Here is a 15,393-nt window from a genome sequence, read left to right as displayed (position 1 = left end):
GGCTCCCCTCCTTCGGTAATTTCACACTCTAATGACCCTTAGTGACTTGCCAGGCCCTGCATGCGATTGAAGACCCACGGACACCATAGTGCCAGAGCTGCCCCAGCGCGTGGCAGGAATCAGTGTCCGCGCGGCGCGTAGCGGGACCACGGATCCGCGGCCGCGGTGGCGTGCTTTTGGGTGACTTGGTAGCTGTATCCGAGCATTTCTGCGACGAGTGGGGCCGGAACCTCGGCGACCAGTCCGCGGAGGGAGGCGTTGCGGGCTCCCCGGACGTTGATGCCTACTTCCCGGAGGCGTTCCATGAGCGTGTTCGGGTGGATGTGTTGCCCGGGACGGTAGCCAGGAAACAACCACTCGCTGCCGGTGCTGCTCCCGGTTCGCATGTTCGGACGTGAGGCCAGATGTTGTGTGAGTAGTGACGCGAAGGGCTCGGGGACGGGTGCGGGGTCGCCTTCGCCGAGTGACAGTCGCAATCCGTCGGGTGTGATGATCACGTCGGTGCTCTTCATCGCGGCAATCTTCACGACTGGCTGGGCGTAAAGCAGCAGGAACGTGGCGGCGACCCGATAGGCGAGTGTATCGACGTCGTCTGTGAGGCATGCCTTGAGCATGGAGAGTCTCTGGTCCTGGCTTAGGAGGGGGACGGTCCGGGCTTGCCGGTGTCCGATGGCGATGTTGGTGCAGGTCCGGTTCCTGACAGCCCAGACGAAGAATGTTCGGATGGCGTGCCTGGTGGTGGGGCCGTCGGCAAGCCAGGCGTCGACGTCGGCTTGGACGCAGGAAGCAACCGCCCGCCCGTGGGTGGTTTTGAGCCAGGTGAGGAACTTGATGGTTTCGGTGATTTCCTGCTTGGCACTGTGCACGGGACCGCGGGTGGGTTTCCCGTCCCCGGAGAGGCTGCGGATGCGACGTAGGTGGTGCCAGCGGGCGAAGGATTCGACGGGCCGGCGGATCTCGGGGTCCTCGATGTCCTCGAGCTTGCTGGCCAGCCACCGTTCGAAGAGCGCGAGGTAGTGGTCGCGGTTCGGGAGCAGTTTGTGGTGGGTGAGCAGGCTGCGTAGGTGTTCCACCCGCTTGCTGTTCGGTTCTTCATCCAGCGCCTCGTGGTTGAGAGGAACTTTGCCGGTGGCAATCCGTCCGAGGAGGTCTCTGACGCCGGCGTCGCGAAGCCAGGTCAGGATGCTTTCGGGGCGTTCGGCTTCGCAGAGGGCAGTGAGCAATTTCTCCGCCGCCGTCTTGGCCTCCGCACTTCTCTGTTCAATGCGGAGCAGCACCGTGAGGTCGTCCCGCAGCGAGCAGCGGGCGCATGTGTCTTGGCGATAGTGCTCGGTTTCGGTGCCGCAGCGGGAGCAGTGGTAGTCCTGGGTGATACCCGCGCAATCGACACACACCGGCTGATCGCCGTGGGCAGCAGACCTGCCTGGGAGCATGCGCTCTGTTCCGCAGCCGGGGCAGGTGCCGTGGGTGCGCATGGCAATCGTGAAGCAGGTCCCGCAGATCCTGCCTTCGGGCCAGCTGGCGCGGTGTTTGCCGGCCATCCTTGAGCACCGGTCACACGTGAAGGTCCCTGCGCTGCGAGGGCGGCCCCGCACGATAGGGCGCGGCGTGATGTCAGCCGTCATCGCGGATCACTCGGGCGCGTTTGGGCCGGATGGTCTTGTTCAGGTCCACGACGTTGGCGTTGGAGGCGATCTTGCGGACTTTCGCATCCGCGGCCGTGACGGTGATGAGGTCTTCGGGGCCGCAGGCGAAGATGTCGCAGAGGGCCGAGACCATCATCAGGGACACGCGTTCTGGTCGTTGGGTGACGAGCCGGTAAACCTGTGAGGCCGAGAGTTCGATCCCGCGTTCCTTCAATAAGGGGCTCAGGTCGGTGCTGTTGTGCATGCCGCGGGCCGCCATGAGTTCGGCAAGCCGCCACCGGTAGTCGATCTCTCGTTTCATAAGGATTAGTCTTCCATTCCGCCCAGCGCGGCCCTGACGGTCGAGTCCAGGGCGCGGCGCAGGGTTTTGACCCGGAAGTCACTCGACACGGACGTGTAGAGGGCCGTGGTCGAGGCATGTTCATGCCCGGCCTGGTGCTGGACGAACAAAGCGTCCATGCCGGACTCGACCAGGTGGGTGATGTAGGAATGCCTTGTCTCCGCAGTCGCCGTGTGCGGTTGGGTTCGTGTGGCGATAGAGCAGCCGGGACTTCCGGTGCTGCAGCTTGTGACTGAGCTGGTCGCGCGTGTTGCGTTTGGACGTTGCTGAGGTGTCATAGATCACTTTCTCGGAAGGGTGTTGCCTGTTAGTTGGATGAGCCGATGGTGGCGGCTCGTGGCGGCAGCCGGCTGACCCGGCTGTCGGAGGTGGCCGCGGCCCGCAGGCGGACGATCTCGTCGTGTTGGGCGGCGAGTCGCGCGAGAGCTTGGGTCTGGAATTCGGTGAGTTGGTTGATCGTGGCGGTTGAGTCAGCTAGGCGGTGCTTCAACGCAGTGATCTCTTTCTTGAGGCGGGTGATCTGCGCGTCGCGCAAGTCAGGCTGTTCGCCGGCCTGCTGGAGAGTCCGCAGGCGCTGTTCGAACTCGAGGCGCAGATCGGCGTAGGGCCGGCTGCCGTAGAAGGCAGTGCGGTCGACGCCCGACTCGGCGGCGAGAGTCTTGACGTCGCAGCGGCCGTCGGGCGGGATTTCGCCGCGCAGGAGCCGGTCGATGGCGGCGCGGATCCGGTTCTCGTTGGCGGTGCGCTGAGCTGCGGTGATCCGCATGTCATTCCTTGGTCTGGTTGGTGGCGGTGCCGATGGCGTCCAGGACGCCCAGGGCTCGGTGGAGGTCGGCCTGCAGTCGGGCTTGTTCGGTCTTGCGGGTGGGGCCGAGGCTGCCGAGGAAGGTCTTGGTCTGTGCGGCGTGCTCGGCCCAGACCGGCCGGTGACGGGGATGGTGGGTGGCTTGCGGGCAGCGCGCCGAGTCACACATTCCCGTCAGGGGTCGGTCGGCATGCGGGGTGCCGGCGAGTTTCAGGCAGAGCGCCCGGGACGGGTCGGTGAACCAGCAGTAGTTGGCCGTGCCCAGATGCAGCGTCTGGGCACGTTTGGTGAGCAGGTTGAGCACTTCCCGGTCGCTGCGCTGGGTCTTCGGCGGGCCCGCCTCGCCGGTGGTGAGCTTGCCGTCGATGTGGGCGAAGAACTCCGTCAGCTCGCTAGCCGCTGGCCCTGCGGGCATGATGCCTTGCTGGTAGTTGCGGAACTCGGTCCAGACCAGATCGAGGTTTCGCTCGGCCTCGTGCTTGTTGACCTCGGACAGCAGTTCGGCCTGCGCCCCGCCCGGTCGGGACGCATACCCCTCCGTTGTTGCCGTCGCGATGTGCTTGAGGTGCAGTTTAGCCGCGAGCAGACCCCCGGGACGGTAGGCCAACTCGATCGCCAGCGTGCGACGTAAAGCCCGGAGACTGACTGGGGCTTCGGGGATGGGAGCCAGGCCGAGGCGCTGGCCAGCTGGCCCGTTGACCCAGTTGCGGAACCATCTGTAGCGGACGTCGAAGGCGAACCGGCCCAGCAACGGCGCTCTGTTCTCGGGGGTCTCATGCAGCCGTTCGAGCAGCTGGACGGCGCGGTAGGCGGGTTCGATGATGACCCATTCGTCGGTGAGGCCGCCCAACTGCTGGCCTTTGATGACTTTGCCGGCCAGCCGGTAGCGGACCAGGCCGGGGCCGTAGTGCTCGGGTGGGCGGCAGCAGCCCACTTCCAGCTCCATCAACTCGGAGGACCGCATCCCGGACACCGCTGCCAGCAGGACGATCGCGGCCGTGCGGACGATCCCGACGAGGGCGACAGCTTCCGATCGATCCAGCGGCAGTGTCCAGGGGAGGGTTCCATCCCCATCAGCGCGGCCGACGGCGGAAGCATTGCGGCCGAAGGGTTTCTCCGCCCCGACCACGGCCAAGGTCGCTTCGATCCGGTCGCGCAGGTGCGGAATCCACTGCCGCCAGAACTGGGTGAACCCGGCCTGGCGGGCCAGCAGCCCGAGGGAGACCCGGGTCAGCGGATCGTCGGGTGCCCAGCCGCCAGCCACCCGGTCCCGGATGGTGTGCTCGGCAGCCATCGGAAGCGGTTCGCTGCGGCGTTCGTAGTCCGCCAGCAGTTGCGTGATCTCCTCGACGGGCAGCGTGGAGGTCAAGACGTGGTCCCCAAGCCTGTGCGACCATTTCCGGTCGGCGTCTCTGACCTGTGTGATCAGGTCGATCGCGTGCGGGCCAAGCGTGCCCACCAGATAGCTGGCTGCTGCCAGCATCGGCTGCAAGGACGCGTCGGCGACGGGCGGGGTCTTGTTCTGTCCAACTCCGGAGGGCATCTCGGCGACCGTGGAGGGGGCGGCACCGCCCCAGGGGCGCAGGTCCTCGGGGACCCGGTCGAGGCTGAACAGTTCCCGGTGGTTGACCAGGTCGACGACGGTCTGGGCGGCGGCCCGTCGGGTCGCGGGGCTGCGTTCGCCCACGACCTGGCCGTTGTCGTCGAGCAGGTAGCGTCGGTGGGCCAGGTATGCCTCGCAGCGGTCGGCGCTCACCTCGTCGAGGCTGGTGAGGCCCTGATCTGTGAGCCAGTTCAGGAACCTGGTCAGCTCGGCCAGCCGGCCGGAGGCAGTCAACAGGTGCAGCGGGGTCCGGTAGGCGCGCGGCAAGGGCATTACAGCCTCGTGTCTGGGGGCGAGCATCGCCACGATCTGCTCCTTGGCGACCACCCGCCAGCGAGGGTTGGCAATCGTAGTGAAATCGAACCGGCGGCTGACCTTGGACATCTGGTTCGGCAAGCCGATCACAGCGGTGAAATCCCAGCGTTCGTCCTCGAACACCGGCCGGCGCGTCCCGTCGGGCAGCGCCAAGCCGGCTTCACGGCAGATGTCCATGCCGGCGAACACTGACCCGGGCCGCTCATAGGCGAGTGCGGTTGTCATCGGGTGGACTCCTCCGGGCGCAGGGGAAGTTCGTCGTCAGTGTCGCCGACCTGGGCAGCCGCGCGAACCACGACGACGGGGTCGAAGCCGTCCAGCACCTGGCCGATCCGCTGGGAGTAAGGGCCGAACACGGCCATGAACTGAGCAGCGGGCATCTGCTGCCATTGCCGGGAGAAGAACGCCTTGAGCCGCAACAGGTTCACCGCGTGCCGGGGCGCGAACACCGCCAGCGGGCAGAGCAGGCAGACCCAGGGCCGGGCAGGGCACGGCTTGCCCTTCGGTCCGTGCAGGCCGGCGAGCTGATCGGCGCAGGCCGCGGTGAACACGTCGCGTTGCCCGCCGACGAGTTCGGCGATCACCGTCTCGTCCAGGTGAAGCGCAGCGACCAGTTGGGGGTAGTCCCCGGCGAGGGTGGCGGCGTCCTCGCCGGTCACGACCGTAGGCGGGTGCGCCTTGCGCAGCAGGTCGTGCTGGGCGTCCTCCACGATCGCCTCAGCGGCCCGACGCTGGGACGGCGTGGTGGCGGTCAGGTAGTGATCCCCCTCCACCTCCGGGCTGTGGTTGGGGTCGATGGTCGCCCGGCCGCGGCCGGCCCAGCTGCGCTTGTCCCGCAGCGACTGGAACGTGGTGCGGATCCGCGAACGATGGATCTTGATCGGCGCACCGTCGCCATCGAGCAGGTCGTGGCGGACTACCCAGCGTTGGATCGCGACCCGGCTGGCCGCTCCGACTCCCGCCGTGATCTCGGTTCCGCCGGGTTTCCTCAGCCGTATCCACAAATGCCGACCCTGCTCCGGGGCGGCGTGGCCGCGCAAGAGCGCTGAGTGCGCCAGCCACTGCTCCAGCAGCCGGACCGCCCGCCGGGGCAGGTTGAGGCTCTCGGCGGCGGTGCGGCCCTTGACGTAGGACAGCAGGATGGTGGAGTCACCGGCCCAGTCGATGTCGTCGGTGACCAGGTCATCGATACCGTCAGGGACGATGCCGGAGTAGATGCCGAACAGCAGCCGGTAGGCGATCACGACATCCAACCGCGGGAACAGGTCCATGCTCGCTTCCAGCACCCCGCCGCGCTGGCGGACCACGTTGTCCGAGCAGCCCAGGTGCTGCCCGAAGGAAGCGATGCCGACCGGGCCGATCCGGGCCAGCAGCCAGCGCAGGTTCTCCTCGCTCCACCCGTGCTCGCGCGGGTGCTGGCCGCGCCGGGCCGCGGCCAGGGCGCGCTTGTGCCGGGCGAACGACTCGTCCACGACACTGCGGCAGGTCTGCGTGAGCTGCCCCCATTGGTCTTCCGGGTAGGGCGGCAGCTGGTGGCGGCTGCGCTGGGGGTTGTAGGCCCGCCCGGCCGCCAGCTCGGCCAGCTTCGCGTCCAGGCGCCCGCCCGCGAGTTGGAATCCGTGAAGCATCCGGCGGGTGCACGCCTCTTTCGGGCCACTCGCGGCCATCCAGTACTCGGCCATCTGCGCCCGGCTCAGCTCCGCCGCCCCACCGGTGAACCCCCGGGCAGCCAGCGTGCGGGCCAGATGACGGATGGACTGCGCGTAGTGGGTCAGCGAACCGGCCGCGTCGACCGAGCCGTGCGGGTGGATCAGCTCTACCAGCCCCACCGCGAGGTCTCGGGCCAGCAGCGGGCAGGGCAAACGGTCCAGGTCGAACCGCGCGGTGGAGCCGTCGCTGAACACGCATTCGATGCCCAGCGGGTCCCCGGTCACGGTGGCCGGCATCAGCACAACCCGCTTTCACCGTCGTCGAACTCCGCCGCGGCCTCCTGCTCGGCGGCCGCCTCGGCGAGCAGACCGTCGGCAATGCCGGCGCTGTCGTAGGCGTCGCGATAGATCCGCGTCGTGTCCAAACGTTTGAGGTACTTTTCCGTGGTCAGCACCGAGGAATGACCGAGCAGATCCCGTAGCACAAGCAGCGGGTCCGCTTTGGACAAATAGAACACCAACGCGGCGTCGGCGTCAGTGTCCTTCACCAGCTTCGCGGCTTGCCGGTAATGCCCGGTCACCAGATATTCCAAGGTGCGCATCGAGAAGGAATGGCGCAGCCGATGCGGGTGGATGTGCGGGAACCGTGGCTCGAACCGGGCGCGGATCCGGTCGGCTGTCCGCTCGAACACCGTGGCCCAGGCGGTGAACGGTCCGCCGCCGTTGCGCAGCGCGAGCAGGCAGGAACCCCCGCCCGGAGCGACCAGCCGACGCCGCTCGTCCGGAGTGAGCGTGTCCCACCGGCGGCGGATACCGTTGATCTGTCCTCCCCGCGCGTCCGGGTTGGTCACCAGCAGCGGCTCGCCCCAGCGTCGCGGCGGGCGCCAGGCCGAGCCGTCCACGGTCACGACGCGGTCGAGTTCGAGATAATGGTGGACGGCCGCCAACGCCTCGTAGGAGATCCAGGTGGTCCGGAACTTGCGGCCCTTGGTGATCCCCGCGGGAACGGGGAACGGGATCGGAATCGCCACGGGCCGGGGTGGAAGCGCCGGGATCTCGTAGGTCAGCAAGTAGGTGAACTCCTGTGCACGCAGGCCGGTGGCCAGCGCAAGTCCGCCGACGGCGGCGTTGCGGGCCAGTTCACGACCCCGGTAGCCGGCATCCAGGGCACCGTCCGGGGCGAGACCGCGCAAGCCGTTGAGGAACAGGCCGGTGAAGTCCGGCTCCAGGTACTTGATCGTCACGTGCGGCTTCGGAGTCCGCCGCACCGCCAGGTTCACCCGAACGTCCCGGCCGGTGCCGCGGAACAAGGCCCGTGCCGTGCGGTAGGTGAACGGCTCGGCCTCAGCGTGTCCTTCCTCCATCGCCCACCGGTAGAACAGCGACAGGATGCTCATGTGCTGGCCCCACGTCGTCGCGGCAAACCGGTGCTTGAGCGGGCCGGCCGCGCGATGCTCGGCGTACCGGCTCAGCCCCAGCTTCAACCGATCCCGCGAGTCGAACAGCCCCACGCCATGCTCGGCCAGGAACTCCATCCACTCCTTGATCGCCCGCGCGTACGCCGCCCACGTGTTCGGTGACGGCGCCCCGCTGGCGGGAAGCTCACGCAGCCACCGGTTCACCGCGACCGTCGGCCGCGGCGTGCCCGGCGAGCCCTCGAACCGCAAGTCCTCATCGACCAGCACCGGCATCCGCTCCGGGATCAGCGGCCGACAATCGACCTCCCAGGACTCCCAACCCTGGGACGAGAAGAAACTCAAGATCATAACCGGAGACCATACAAACACCACGCGACTCCATGCAAAGCGCAAACGCCTTGTTCCCATGCCCTGTCAGCACTTATCGCAACACGGAAACTAAGCGGGGATAAAACGGCGCAGCGAGTGGATGTCCAGCCCGGGGGAGAGGCCCAGGTCCTCGCAATACCGGTTGAAGCGGCGGTTCAACGCGGTCTCGGAAACCAGCGTGCCGCGCTCGGAAGGGAACAGGTCCAGCCCGTCCGTCATATGGGGGTGCCCGCGTTCGAGCCAGTCGGCCACGATCTCCGTCGACCAGTCGAATACCGTCAGGACGCTGCGGCGCTTCGGGGGCGACCCCTTCATGGCCTTTCCGTACCGGACCTGAAGCACGCCGTATTTGCCGAACTCACGGGCGTGAGGATTCCTGCCGAAGTCCACCGTCTGCAGGTGGCGGACCTCATTGCGGCGCAGACCCCAGCAGTATGCCACTTTGAACCGGACCGCGTCACGGTAAGCCGGCAGCCAACCCTTGCGGCCCAGCGAGGCGATCCGGTCGACCTCATCATCGGCCCGGTCAAAGAAATCCTGGAGCTCCCGCTGCGTGAACGGGCGGGGCTTGGGGGAGGACTCACCGGCTTGGGCGTGGACGGCTGTGTTCCAGTCGAAACAGACCTGGACCGGATGGGACCCGAAATGCTGTTCGCAGACAATGTCCCAGCCGTACTCCGGGGAAGCCACGTATGCGCAGAACGCCCTCAGTGCGGCCTGAGAGGAGCGGATCGTCGATTGGGCTGCGTGCTTCACACTGCGAAGATCCCCGAAGAATTCGTCGACATGGGCCGGCGTCCAGTGCCAGGGATACTCGTTCGTCGATTCCTGGAAACGCGTCACCAGCCGTTCCCTCGACTCGATGGTGCCGAAGGCCAGGTTCCTGCTCAGCTGCTGGTTACGCCAGCCCGTGAGCATCTGCGTGAACACCTGGTCCTCGGGATGCAGGAACCTCACAGGGCCGAAATCAAGCACACGACCCGCTGCATCAACTGCCATGACAAACCCCTTCTGACATTGCATTGGATGAATGAATCATGCAATTAATGCAGAACCGGTGCAAATCCGCAGGTCAATGGCCCGTCGCAGGCAATGCCCTTAGGTCGCGCCGGGTACAAGTCAACACCCGAGGCGCTCTGAGTTCGGCAGCGGAATACGGTATCACCGCAGGTCAGGGGGCATTTCCGGCATCCAGGTGATCCGCGATAGGAAAAGATAGGCGAGGAAGGGTGATCATGCATCAGATGCAATAATCACGATTCTACTTTACATAATGTAGATTATCGGCGTTAAAACAACGGGAGTGGAATCGGTTCCAAGAACTGTCCGTTCTCATTCCAGATATGTCACTTTTCGCATTCAACTGTCAGTTAACGGATTCTCAGTTAAGTTGTCAGCGTGGATGATCGTGAGTTGTTGAGATCGCTGACGGCCGCCGGACTTCTGCAGGAAACGAACTGCCCGCGACATGGCCAAACACACGAAGCCAACAACCCGGATGAGACGAATCGAGCCGGATGTCGTCTCATCCAACCTGTCAGTTCCGACGTCGCGACTGATAACTGCATTGAGAACGGACAAGAATTCCCGATCCTTGATCGAACCGGCGCTTTCCGCTGGCGATGCAAGCGTCTTCGGTCAACAGCTCACAACCCGTCTCTAGCAAGTTGTTCACCACCACGGCGCACGGCTCGGAACTTGTGCGAACGCACCAAACTCACACCCGTGGCCCTCATCGGCCGAATCCCCTGGCTACTCCCCCGGACCAAACTCATAAAACTCACAAGTGCTCACACCGCCGGGGTACCGCGATGAGGCCGCTTTGGCCACGGCTTCCCCGAAGGACATGGACTTCCCGGGCCGCCGTGCCGACTACCGGAAACACCAGCCTGATGTCCTTGGCGATATGAAAGAAGTCCGCGCAAATCCAGGGGTTCAACTGTCAAATTTTTGACAGTTGAAGGCTCTGAAAAATGTCTCCCTCAAAAACCGACAGCTCAAACCAAACCCTTCTCTCGGACTGCGATTAGTCCGGCTCTCTACATACAGGACCACCCGAAGCGTGGTCATCGCGTCTATGGGCGCGGTTGGAGAGAAGGGGATATAAATGAGCCAAAGAAGATTCGAACGAGGCCCCGGCAACCCGCCGGGACGGGGAAGGAACTGGCGGGCGATCTACAAGACCGGCGCCTTGGCAGCCGCCGGCGCACTGACTCTGTCCGCCGTCGGAACCGGTGGCGTTTTGACCGCGCCTGCCGCGCACGCCGCAACTGACCTGCCGGGCATGCACCAATCGGGCATCACCGTCAAGGCTCCGCCGGCCAGGGCGTTTGGGGATTGGTCGATGTGGCTGGGATCCCTGAACTTGAACGGAGCCGCCGGAGGTCCCACGGCGTTCTGCTTCGACGTCGGGATCCCGGCCGGCCCGGCCGGATCCGGGGCGGTGGGGTCCCTGGGTAACCCGCAACTCAACTACGCGATCCAGAAATACCAGGGTGACCCTGCCAACCACCCCGCGCTGGCTTATCTCGCTCACCAAGAAGCCGACCCGAAGTTCAACGCGCCTTGGAACGGCAACGGGGCTCCCTACGCTAATCTCCGGGACTCATCTGATCCGCAGATGCCGGCCGTCCGCGCACAGGCCGCCGCGATGCTGGCCGACGCCCGGGCCAATTCCGGTCCGTATTCCGCCCAACCGAAACTCTCGGTGGACACTAGCGGTCGCGGCGGGACAGTCACCTCAACGGAACTGGTTTCCGCGGCCGGAAACAAGCTGAGCGGCTTCTCGGCCCGCGCTGTTCTGAACGGCCCTGCCGTGTGGTCAGGAACGAACTCCCATGCAGTCAACCTCCGTACCGGAGATCAACTCAGCTTCGCGGCTACCGGAAACGGAATAGTGTCCGTCACACTGACGATCGACGCACCCGGGGTGTCAGCCACAACCTATTCGGTGCCCGGGTTCCAGAACCTTCTCGTTGCCGGCGGGGCACGACCCGTCGCGGGAACGTCGGCCGATGCCAAAGTGATCATCGATTTTCAGCCCGTAGCGAGCTCGACCGCTCGCCGATATGTGGAGGGCGGCCAGCCCCTGGTGGACGTCCTGCACGTGAACACGTCCACGGGAAACACCAATGACTGGGCGTTCGTGAACGGCGGGAGCGTACCGGCCCGCTTCGACGTCGACTGGTACTACAGCCAAGTCAAACTCACCCCGGCCACCCAAGTCCCTTCCACCGCGGTGAAGGTTGCCTCCGGGACGGGCACTGCGACGGGACCCGGCGACATCACGGTGACCGCTGACAAAACGGCGGACAAGGCCGGCTATTACTACCCGGTGGCCCGCTTCTCCAAGGCGGCCCAGCCCGCGGAACTGCAGCAGTACTTCCGTGCTGATTGGACGGCAGGCTTCAACGACCCGAACGAAGAGACGATCCAGAAATACCAGCCCGAGGTCGCGACCAAGGCATCGATCATTGAAAACGGCAAGGTCCACGACGTCGTCACCGTGACCGGCAACGAGCCCGGAAAAGAACTCTCCGTGACAACGGATCTGGTCCTGACCTCCGCCTCCCCGGTTGCCGCCGGCACCGAAGCCGCCCCGGCCGATGCCGAGGTCATCGGTACCGTGACGACCAAGGTCACCGGCAACGGCGAATTCAGGACCGCCGCCGTCGAGGTTCCATGGGAAAAGATCGTCGCCGAGAAGTGGGCCAAAGGCCAGACAGCCAACCTTTACTTCTCCGAGAAGATCAACGGTACCGAGTCCACCATGGCATGGGACGGCAAGGAACTGCTGCCCAACGAAACCGTCCCGGTCGAGAAACCTTCGATTGTCACCAAAGCCTCCGAGAACGGCACCGTGCCGCTCGTGGCTCACGACATCGGAATGATCTCGGGCACCATCCCTTCCGGCACCGGCATCAAAGTCACCACCAAAGTGAACCAGTACAAATTCGACGATTCGACCGACGGATCCGCCCAGGCCGTCTGCGCCAACCCCACCTGGACCTCCACGGACCAGGACGTCACTACAACGGGTGAAATCACCTACCCGGGCCACACCATCGCCCACAAAGGCACCTACGGGTACGTCGAGGAGCTCAATCTGACCATCGACAAAGGCCAAGGCAAGGGACCATTCACAGCGCAGCTGCACAAGGGCAACTGCGGCGAAAAGAACGAGACCATCATCGCCTTCCCCGAAACAGTCACCGTTACACCGAACAAGCCGGCCCTGATGATCAACACCGGCTTTGCGCCGACGTCTGCACCGGAGGCCGGGCCGAACGGGCCGCTGCTGATCGCAGGTGCCAGCACCCTCGCACTGGCTCTCCTCGCAGGCGCTGGGCTGTTCTACCGCAGGCGCTTCGATAACCGAGGAGCTAAAACACCTGCCGAGTATCCGGACGAACACGCCGGGTAACACCCCTTGGCGGGCCCCACCAAATTGACGCGGGGCACCCCGATCCGGCCACCGAGGCTGATCACCGGGTGCCCCGCCTAACAAACAAGGAAAATCCGATGATTCAAACCCGCAACCATTCCCGCGCCCGCCGGAACCGGGTTGCACTGACCGCCGTGGCTTCGTTTGGCGTGGCCGGAGCCACCGCAGGCGTCCTGGCTTTCACAGCACCGCCCGCTCCCCCGCCGGCTCAACCGATACCTGTCCTGTCCGCGTTTACTTCCGCCGAACCGGACACCTACATTGGCCCGGCTGCGATCCCCAGCCTTCGTCCTGGCACGCTCTCCATCCCGGGCGTGGACCTCGAAGTAGGGCTCGTAGACGAAGGCCGTGACGATTCCGGCTACCTCGTGGTCCCGGATGCTCCCAAAGCCGCCCGCTACATAGGGTCCGCCGCTGGGTGTGCCACGAAGGGCTCGACCCTGCTGGCCGGGCACGTCAACTTCCGGGATGGGTCGTTGGCGCCGATGGCTTCCCTCGCACAGGTGACCAAGGGCATGCCCCTCTACCTATCCGACAAGGCCGGCGTAACGTGCCGGTACAAGATCGTCGGGCTCGAATCGCTGGCCAAGACGTCCTTGCCCGCAGATGCCTTCGCCACCGAGGGCCCACACCTACTGAGGGTCGTCACGTGTGATCTTGCCAGCCCCTTCGTGCCAATGGACGGGCAAGCCCAGTTCGCCAACAACACCGTGGTCACCGCAGTCCCCTGGCCATGACCCACCACTCCAGCCAAGAACGAGATGGCCCTGTCACGCAGGGATGTCCTCACAGGAATTCACATTTCGGGACGCGTAGCTCCTCGTCCGAGCGTTCTTGGGCCTCGATTTGTTCCAGACAAGCGATTCCAATGCCTCGCGGACCCCGGGCAGGGCAAGGGCGTTGACGGGGGAAATTCCGTGGAGGCGGCCCCAGAGGTAGCCGCGTTCGCTGCAGACGAAGTCCACGAGCGCCCTCTTGTGGCCCCTGGGCACGCAGCTCAACACCCTGTTCGTTTCCAACCGGGAGAGCGCGGGCCCCGGCTCTGAGCCGAAGGACATCTCCTGAAGGTGTTGGGACGCCCGTTGTTCGATCACCTGCAGACCGTGCTCGGCGACGTCGCGATCCCAGCCTGCACGGACAAGCAACGCCCTCAGTTCCTGCCAGAGAGGCGACGAACCGGCAGGCATGGGCGTCATAGCCAGGGGAATCGGGGGCCACTCGCGCTCCTGTCCGAACACCGATACCAGCGGCGTCCCCTCCCCCAGATCCTGGTTCTTCTTCAGATGCGCCCACACGCCGTCCCGAACATCCCGCTCCGAGAGCCAGTGGCGTTGGGTGACCGTCCAGGTTCGCAGCCCATTGCGGACCACCGTAAGAAGCCAGGCACAGGCCGGGACGTCCGCGGGGATCCCGCTGGCGCAAAGAACTTCCGTGGCGTAGAACAGGGCGTCCTCGGGGGCAATCGAGGGGAACTCGTGCTGGAAACCGGACAACAGCGCCGGAAGAAACGAACCGAACAGCTCGCTGGTCGACGGGCCGTCCCGGCCCTCTCGCTGCCATCTTTCTACCAGGTCCCTCAGAAGGGCGTCCCGTTCGGCTGGCGTCGAAAACCGGCTACGGACTCCGGGACTCACGCTGCAACGCCCCACTGCTTAGCAACATCGCTCATTAGTTCCGCGGCCGCGTGGAACTGGGCGGCCAGCCGGCGTCGTCGTGCGGGATGCGCCTCGGGCAGCCGCTGCACGACAAGCTCCGAGGCCCCCATATTCCGGATGGAGTCCATCAGCTCCCGCAGGTGCAGTTCAGCCAGCACGGCCGCGTCGGAAGGACCGTGATCCACGCCCAAAGCGCCGACATCCGCCAGGAAGCCCTCGACATCGAAGACTCCCGCGTTGGAATCGGAGTCGGATTCAGGGCTGGAATCAGCGTGGACCAGTTCGCCTGCGATCACATTGATTGGTACAACGCGGGCACTCGGGCGTCTTTTGCCGTCCAGCGACAGTGTCACAGGCGGTAGCGTTCCACCTTCTGCGATTCCCTTCGCGAGCAGGGTCTTTACTGTCCCGTGGGATATGCCAAGGACAGGGGCGATGGCACGCAACGACAAATTTCCGGCCGCAAGCTCCATGGCGACATTGACCCGGGCGCTGCCTCCCAGACGTGGAAGGACCAGCCGCTCAGCCTCCACCAACTCGGCCCACGTACTCAGCCCAAAGGCCTTCCACGCCTGTGCCTCATACAGCTCCAAAGCAAGCTTCACCACTTGGCCAACCAGTCGGTCAAGAACACCCGCCTGGCGGTCCAGCTCGGCCAAGCGGAGCCGCAGCCGGTTCACCTTGACCCGCGCAACCCCGACATCCAGCTCCCGTTGCATACCTGCGCACCTCCCCAAAAGTACTTAGGACCACTTTGCCTGCCGTCCAGCCGCTAGGCGAGCGGACAAAGTGGGCTGTTGTTAGAACTAGTGGTCTGTCTCAGTTTTGCTTGATGGTTTCGAGTGCGACGCGGCCACGGGCTACTTTTTTGAGGATTGAGTCTGCGGTCGCGGTCCAAACCAGTGGTTTGGGTTCGGTGTTGTGAGCGGCGAGGTACTCTTCGATCTTGTTGATCAGGTCCGGGACGGAATGGAAGGCTCCGCGGCGCAGGGCCTTGTCCGTCAATTCCCGGAACCATCGCTCGACGAGGTTCAGCCACGAGGACGAGGTCGGAGTGAAATGCAGCTGGAACCGGGGATTTTTCGCCAGCCAGACTTTCACGTCCGGGTGTTTATGCGTGGCGTAGTTGTCCAGGATCAGATGGACATC

12 protein-coding genes and 1 pseudogene are annotated in these 15,393 nt (G+C 65.0%); 2 read left to right on the top strand and 11 right to left on the bottom strand.

From position 1 onward, the window contains the following. Positions 1-119: 119 nt before the first annotated feature. The 8 genes and pseudogenes from QRN45_RS08175 to QRN45_RS08140 all read right to left on the bottom strand — a co-directional run bounded on the left by QRN45_RS08175 (position 120) and on the right by QRN45_RS08140 (position 9,144). Positions 120-1,541: a site-specific integrase gene (locus tag QRN45_RS08175; protein WP_284762932.1), complete on the bottom strand. Its 1,422-nt coding sequence runs from the start codon at positions 1,539-1,541 to the stop codon at positions 120-122. A 73-nt stretch (positions 1,542-1,614) separates the two neighbouring features. Continuing rightward, entirely contained in the window at positions 1,615-1,947 is a 333-nt protein-coding gene (locus QRN45_RS08170) for a helix-turn-helix domain-containing protein (RefSeq protein WP_284762929.1), read from the bottom strand. Between the two features lie 5 nt (positions 1,948-1,952). Beyond that, positions 1,953-2,141 (bottom strand): annotated as a pseudogene (locus QRN45_RS21000) (tyrosine-type recombinase/integrase); the annotation flags it as partial. A 152-nt stretch (positions 2,142-2,293) separates the two neighbouring features. Further along, the gene (locus QRN45_RS08160) at positions 2,294-2,752 is read right to left on the bottom strand and encodes a hypothetical protein (RefSeq protein ID WP_284762925.1); all 459 of its coding nucleotides are present in this window, start codon (positions 2,750-2,752) and stop codon (positions 2,294-2,296) included. 1 nt (position 2,753) lies between these two features. Then, entirely contained in the window at positions 2,754-4,934 is a 2,181-nt protein-coding gene (locus QRN45_RS08155) for a site-specific integrase (RefSeq protein ID WP_284762923.1), read from the bottom strand. After that, entirely contained in the window at positions 4,931-6,655 is a 1,725-nt protein-coding gene (locus QRN45_RS08150; protein WP_284762921.1) for a hypothetical protein, read from the bottom strand. The genes QRN45_RS08155 and QRN45_RS08150 overlap by 4 nt, the downstream gene beginning before the upstream one ends. Further along, the gene (locus tag QRN45_RS08145) at positions 6,655-8,124 is read right to left on the bottom strand and encodes a tyrosine-type recombinase/integrase (protein WP_284762920.1); all 1,470 of its coding nucleotides are present in this window, start codon (positions 8,122-8,124) and stop codon (positions 6,655-6,657) included. Before QRN45_RS08145 ends, QRN45_RS08150 begins: the two co-directional genes overlap by 1 nt. A 90-nt stretch (positions 8,125-8,214) precedes the next feature. Further along, positions 8,215-9,144, bottom strand: a complete 930-nt coding sequence (locus QRN45_RS08140; RefSeq protein WP_284762919.1) for a tyrosine-type recombinase/integrase — start codon at positions 9,142-9,144, stop codon at positions 8,215-8,217. A 1,108-nt stretch (positions 9,145-10,252) separates the two neighbouring features. Here QRN45_RS08140 and QRN45_RS08135 point away from each other — a divergent pair. Both QRN45_RS08135 and QRN45_RS08130 read left to right on the top strand, forming a co-directional pair. Then, positions 10,253-12,568, top strand: a complete 2,316-nt coding sequence (locus QRN45_RS08135; RefSeq protein ID WP_284762917.1) for a hypothetical protein — start codon at positions 10,253-10,255, stop codon at positions 12,566-12,568. Between the two features lie 98 nt (positions 12,569-12,666). Then, on the top strand, positions 12,667-13,326 hold the full coding sequence (locus QRN45_RS08130) for a class F sortase (RefSeq protein WP_284762916.1): 660 nt from the start codon (positions 12,667-12,669) through the stop codon (positions 13,324-13,326). Between the two features lie 33 nt (positions 13,327-13,359). On the opposite strand, the gene QRN45_RS08125 is transcribed toward QRN45_RS08130, so the two are convergent. The 3 genes from QRN45_RS08125 to QRN45_RS08115 form a co-directional block, all read right to left on the bottom strand. Further along, positions 13,360-14,223: a hypothetical protein gene (locus tag QRN45_RS08125; RefSeq protein WP_284762915.1), complete on the bottom strand. Its 864-nt coding sequence runs from the start codon at positions 14,221-14,223 to the stop codon at positions 13,360-13,362. Continuing rightward, entirely contained in the window at positions 14,220-14,963 is a 744-nt protein-coding gene (locus QRN45_RS08120) for a hypothetical protein (protein WP_241707717.1), read from the bottom strand. The genes QRN45_RS08125 and QRN45_RS08120 overlap by 4 nt, the downstream gene beginning before the upstream one ends. 100 nt (positions 14,964-15,063) lie before the next feature. Continuing rightward, positions 15,064-15,393, bottom strand: a 330-nt coding sequence (locus QRN45_RS08115) for a transposase (RefSeq protein ID WP_284762913.1), incomplete at its 5' end; no start/stop codon positions are given.

Origin of the sequence: Arthrobacter sp. efr-133-R2A-63, from assembly GCF_030209795.1 — a bacterium.
GTDB lineage: Bacteria > Actinomycetota > Actinomycetes > Actinomycetales > Micrococcaceae > Arthrobacter > Arthrobacter bambusae_A.
The sequence above is the reverse complement of the archived record's forward strand: the minus strand, read 5'-3'. Positions and strand labels throughout refer to the sequence as shown.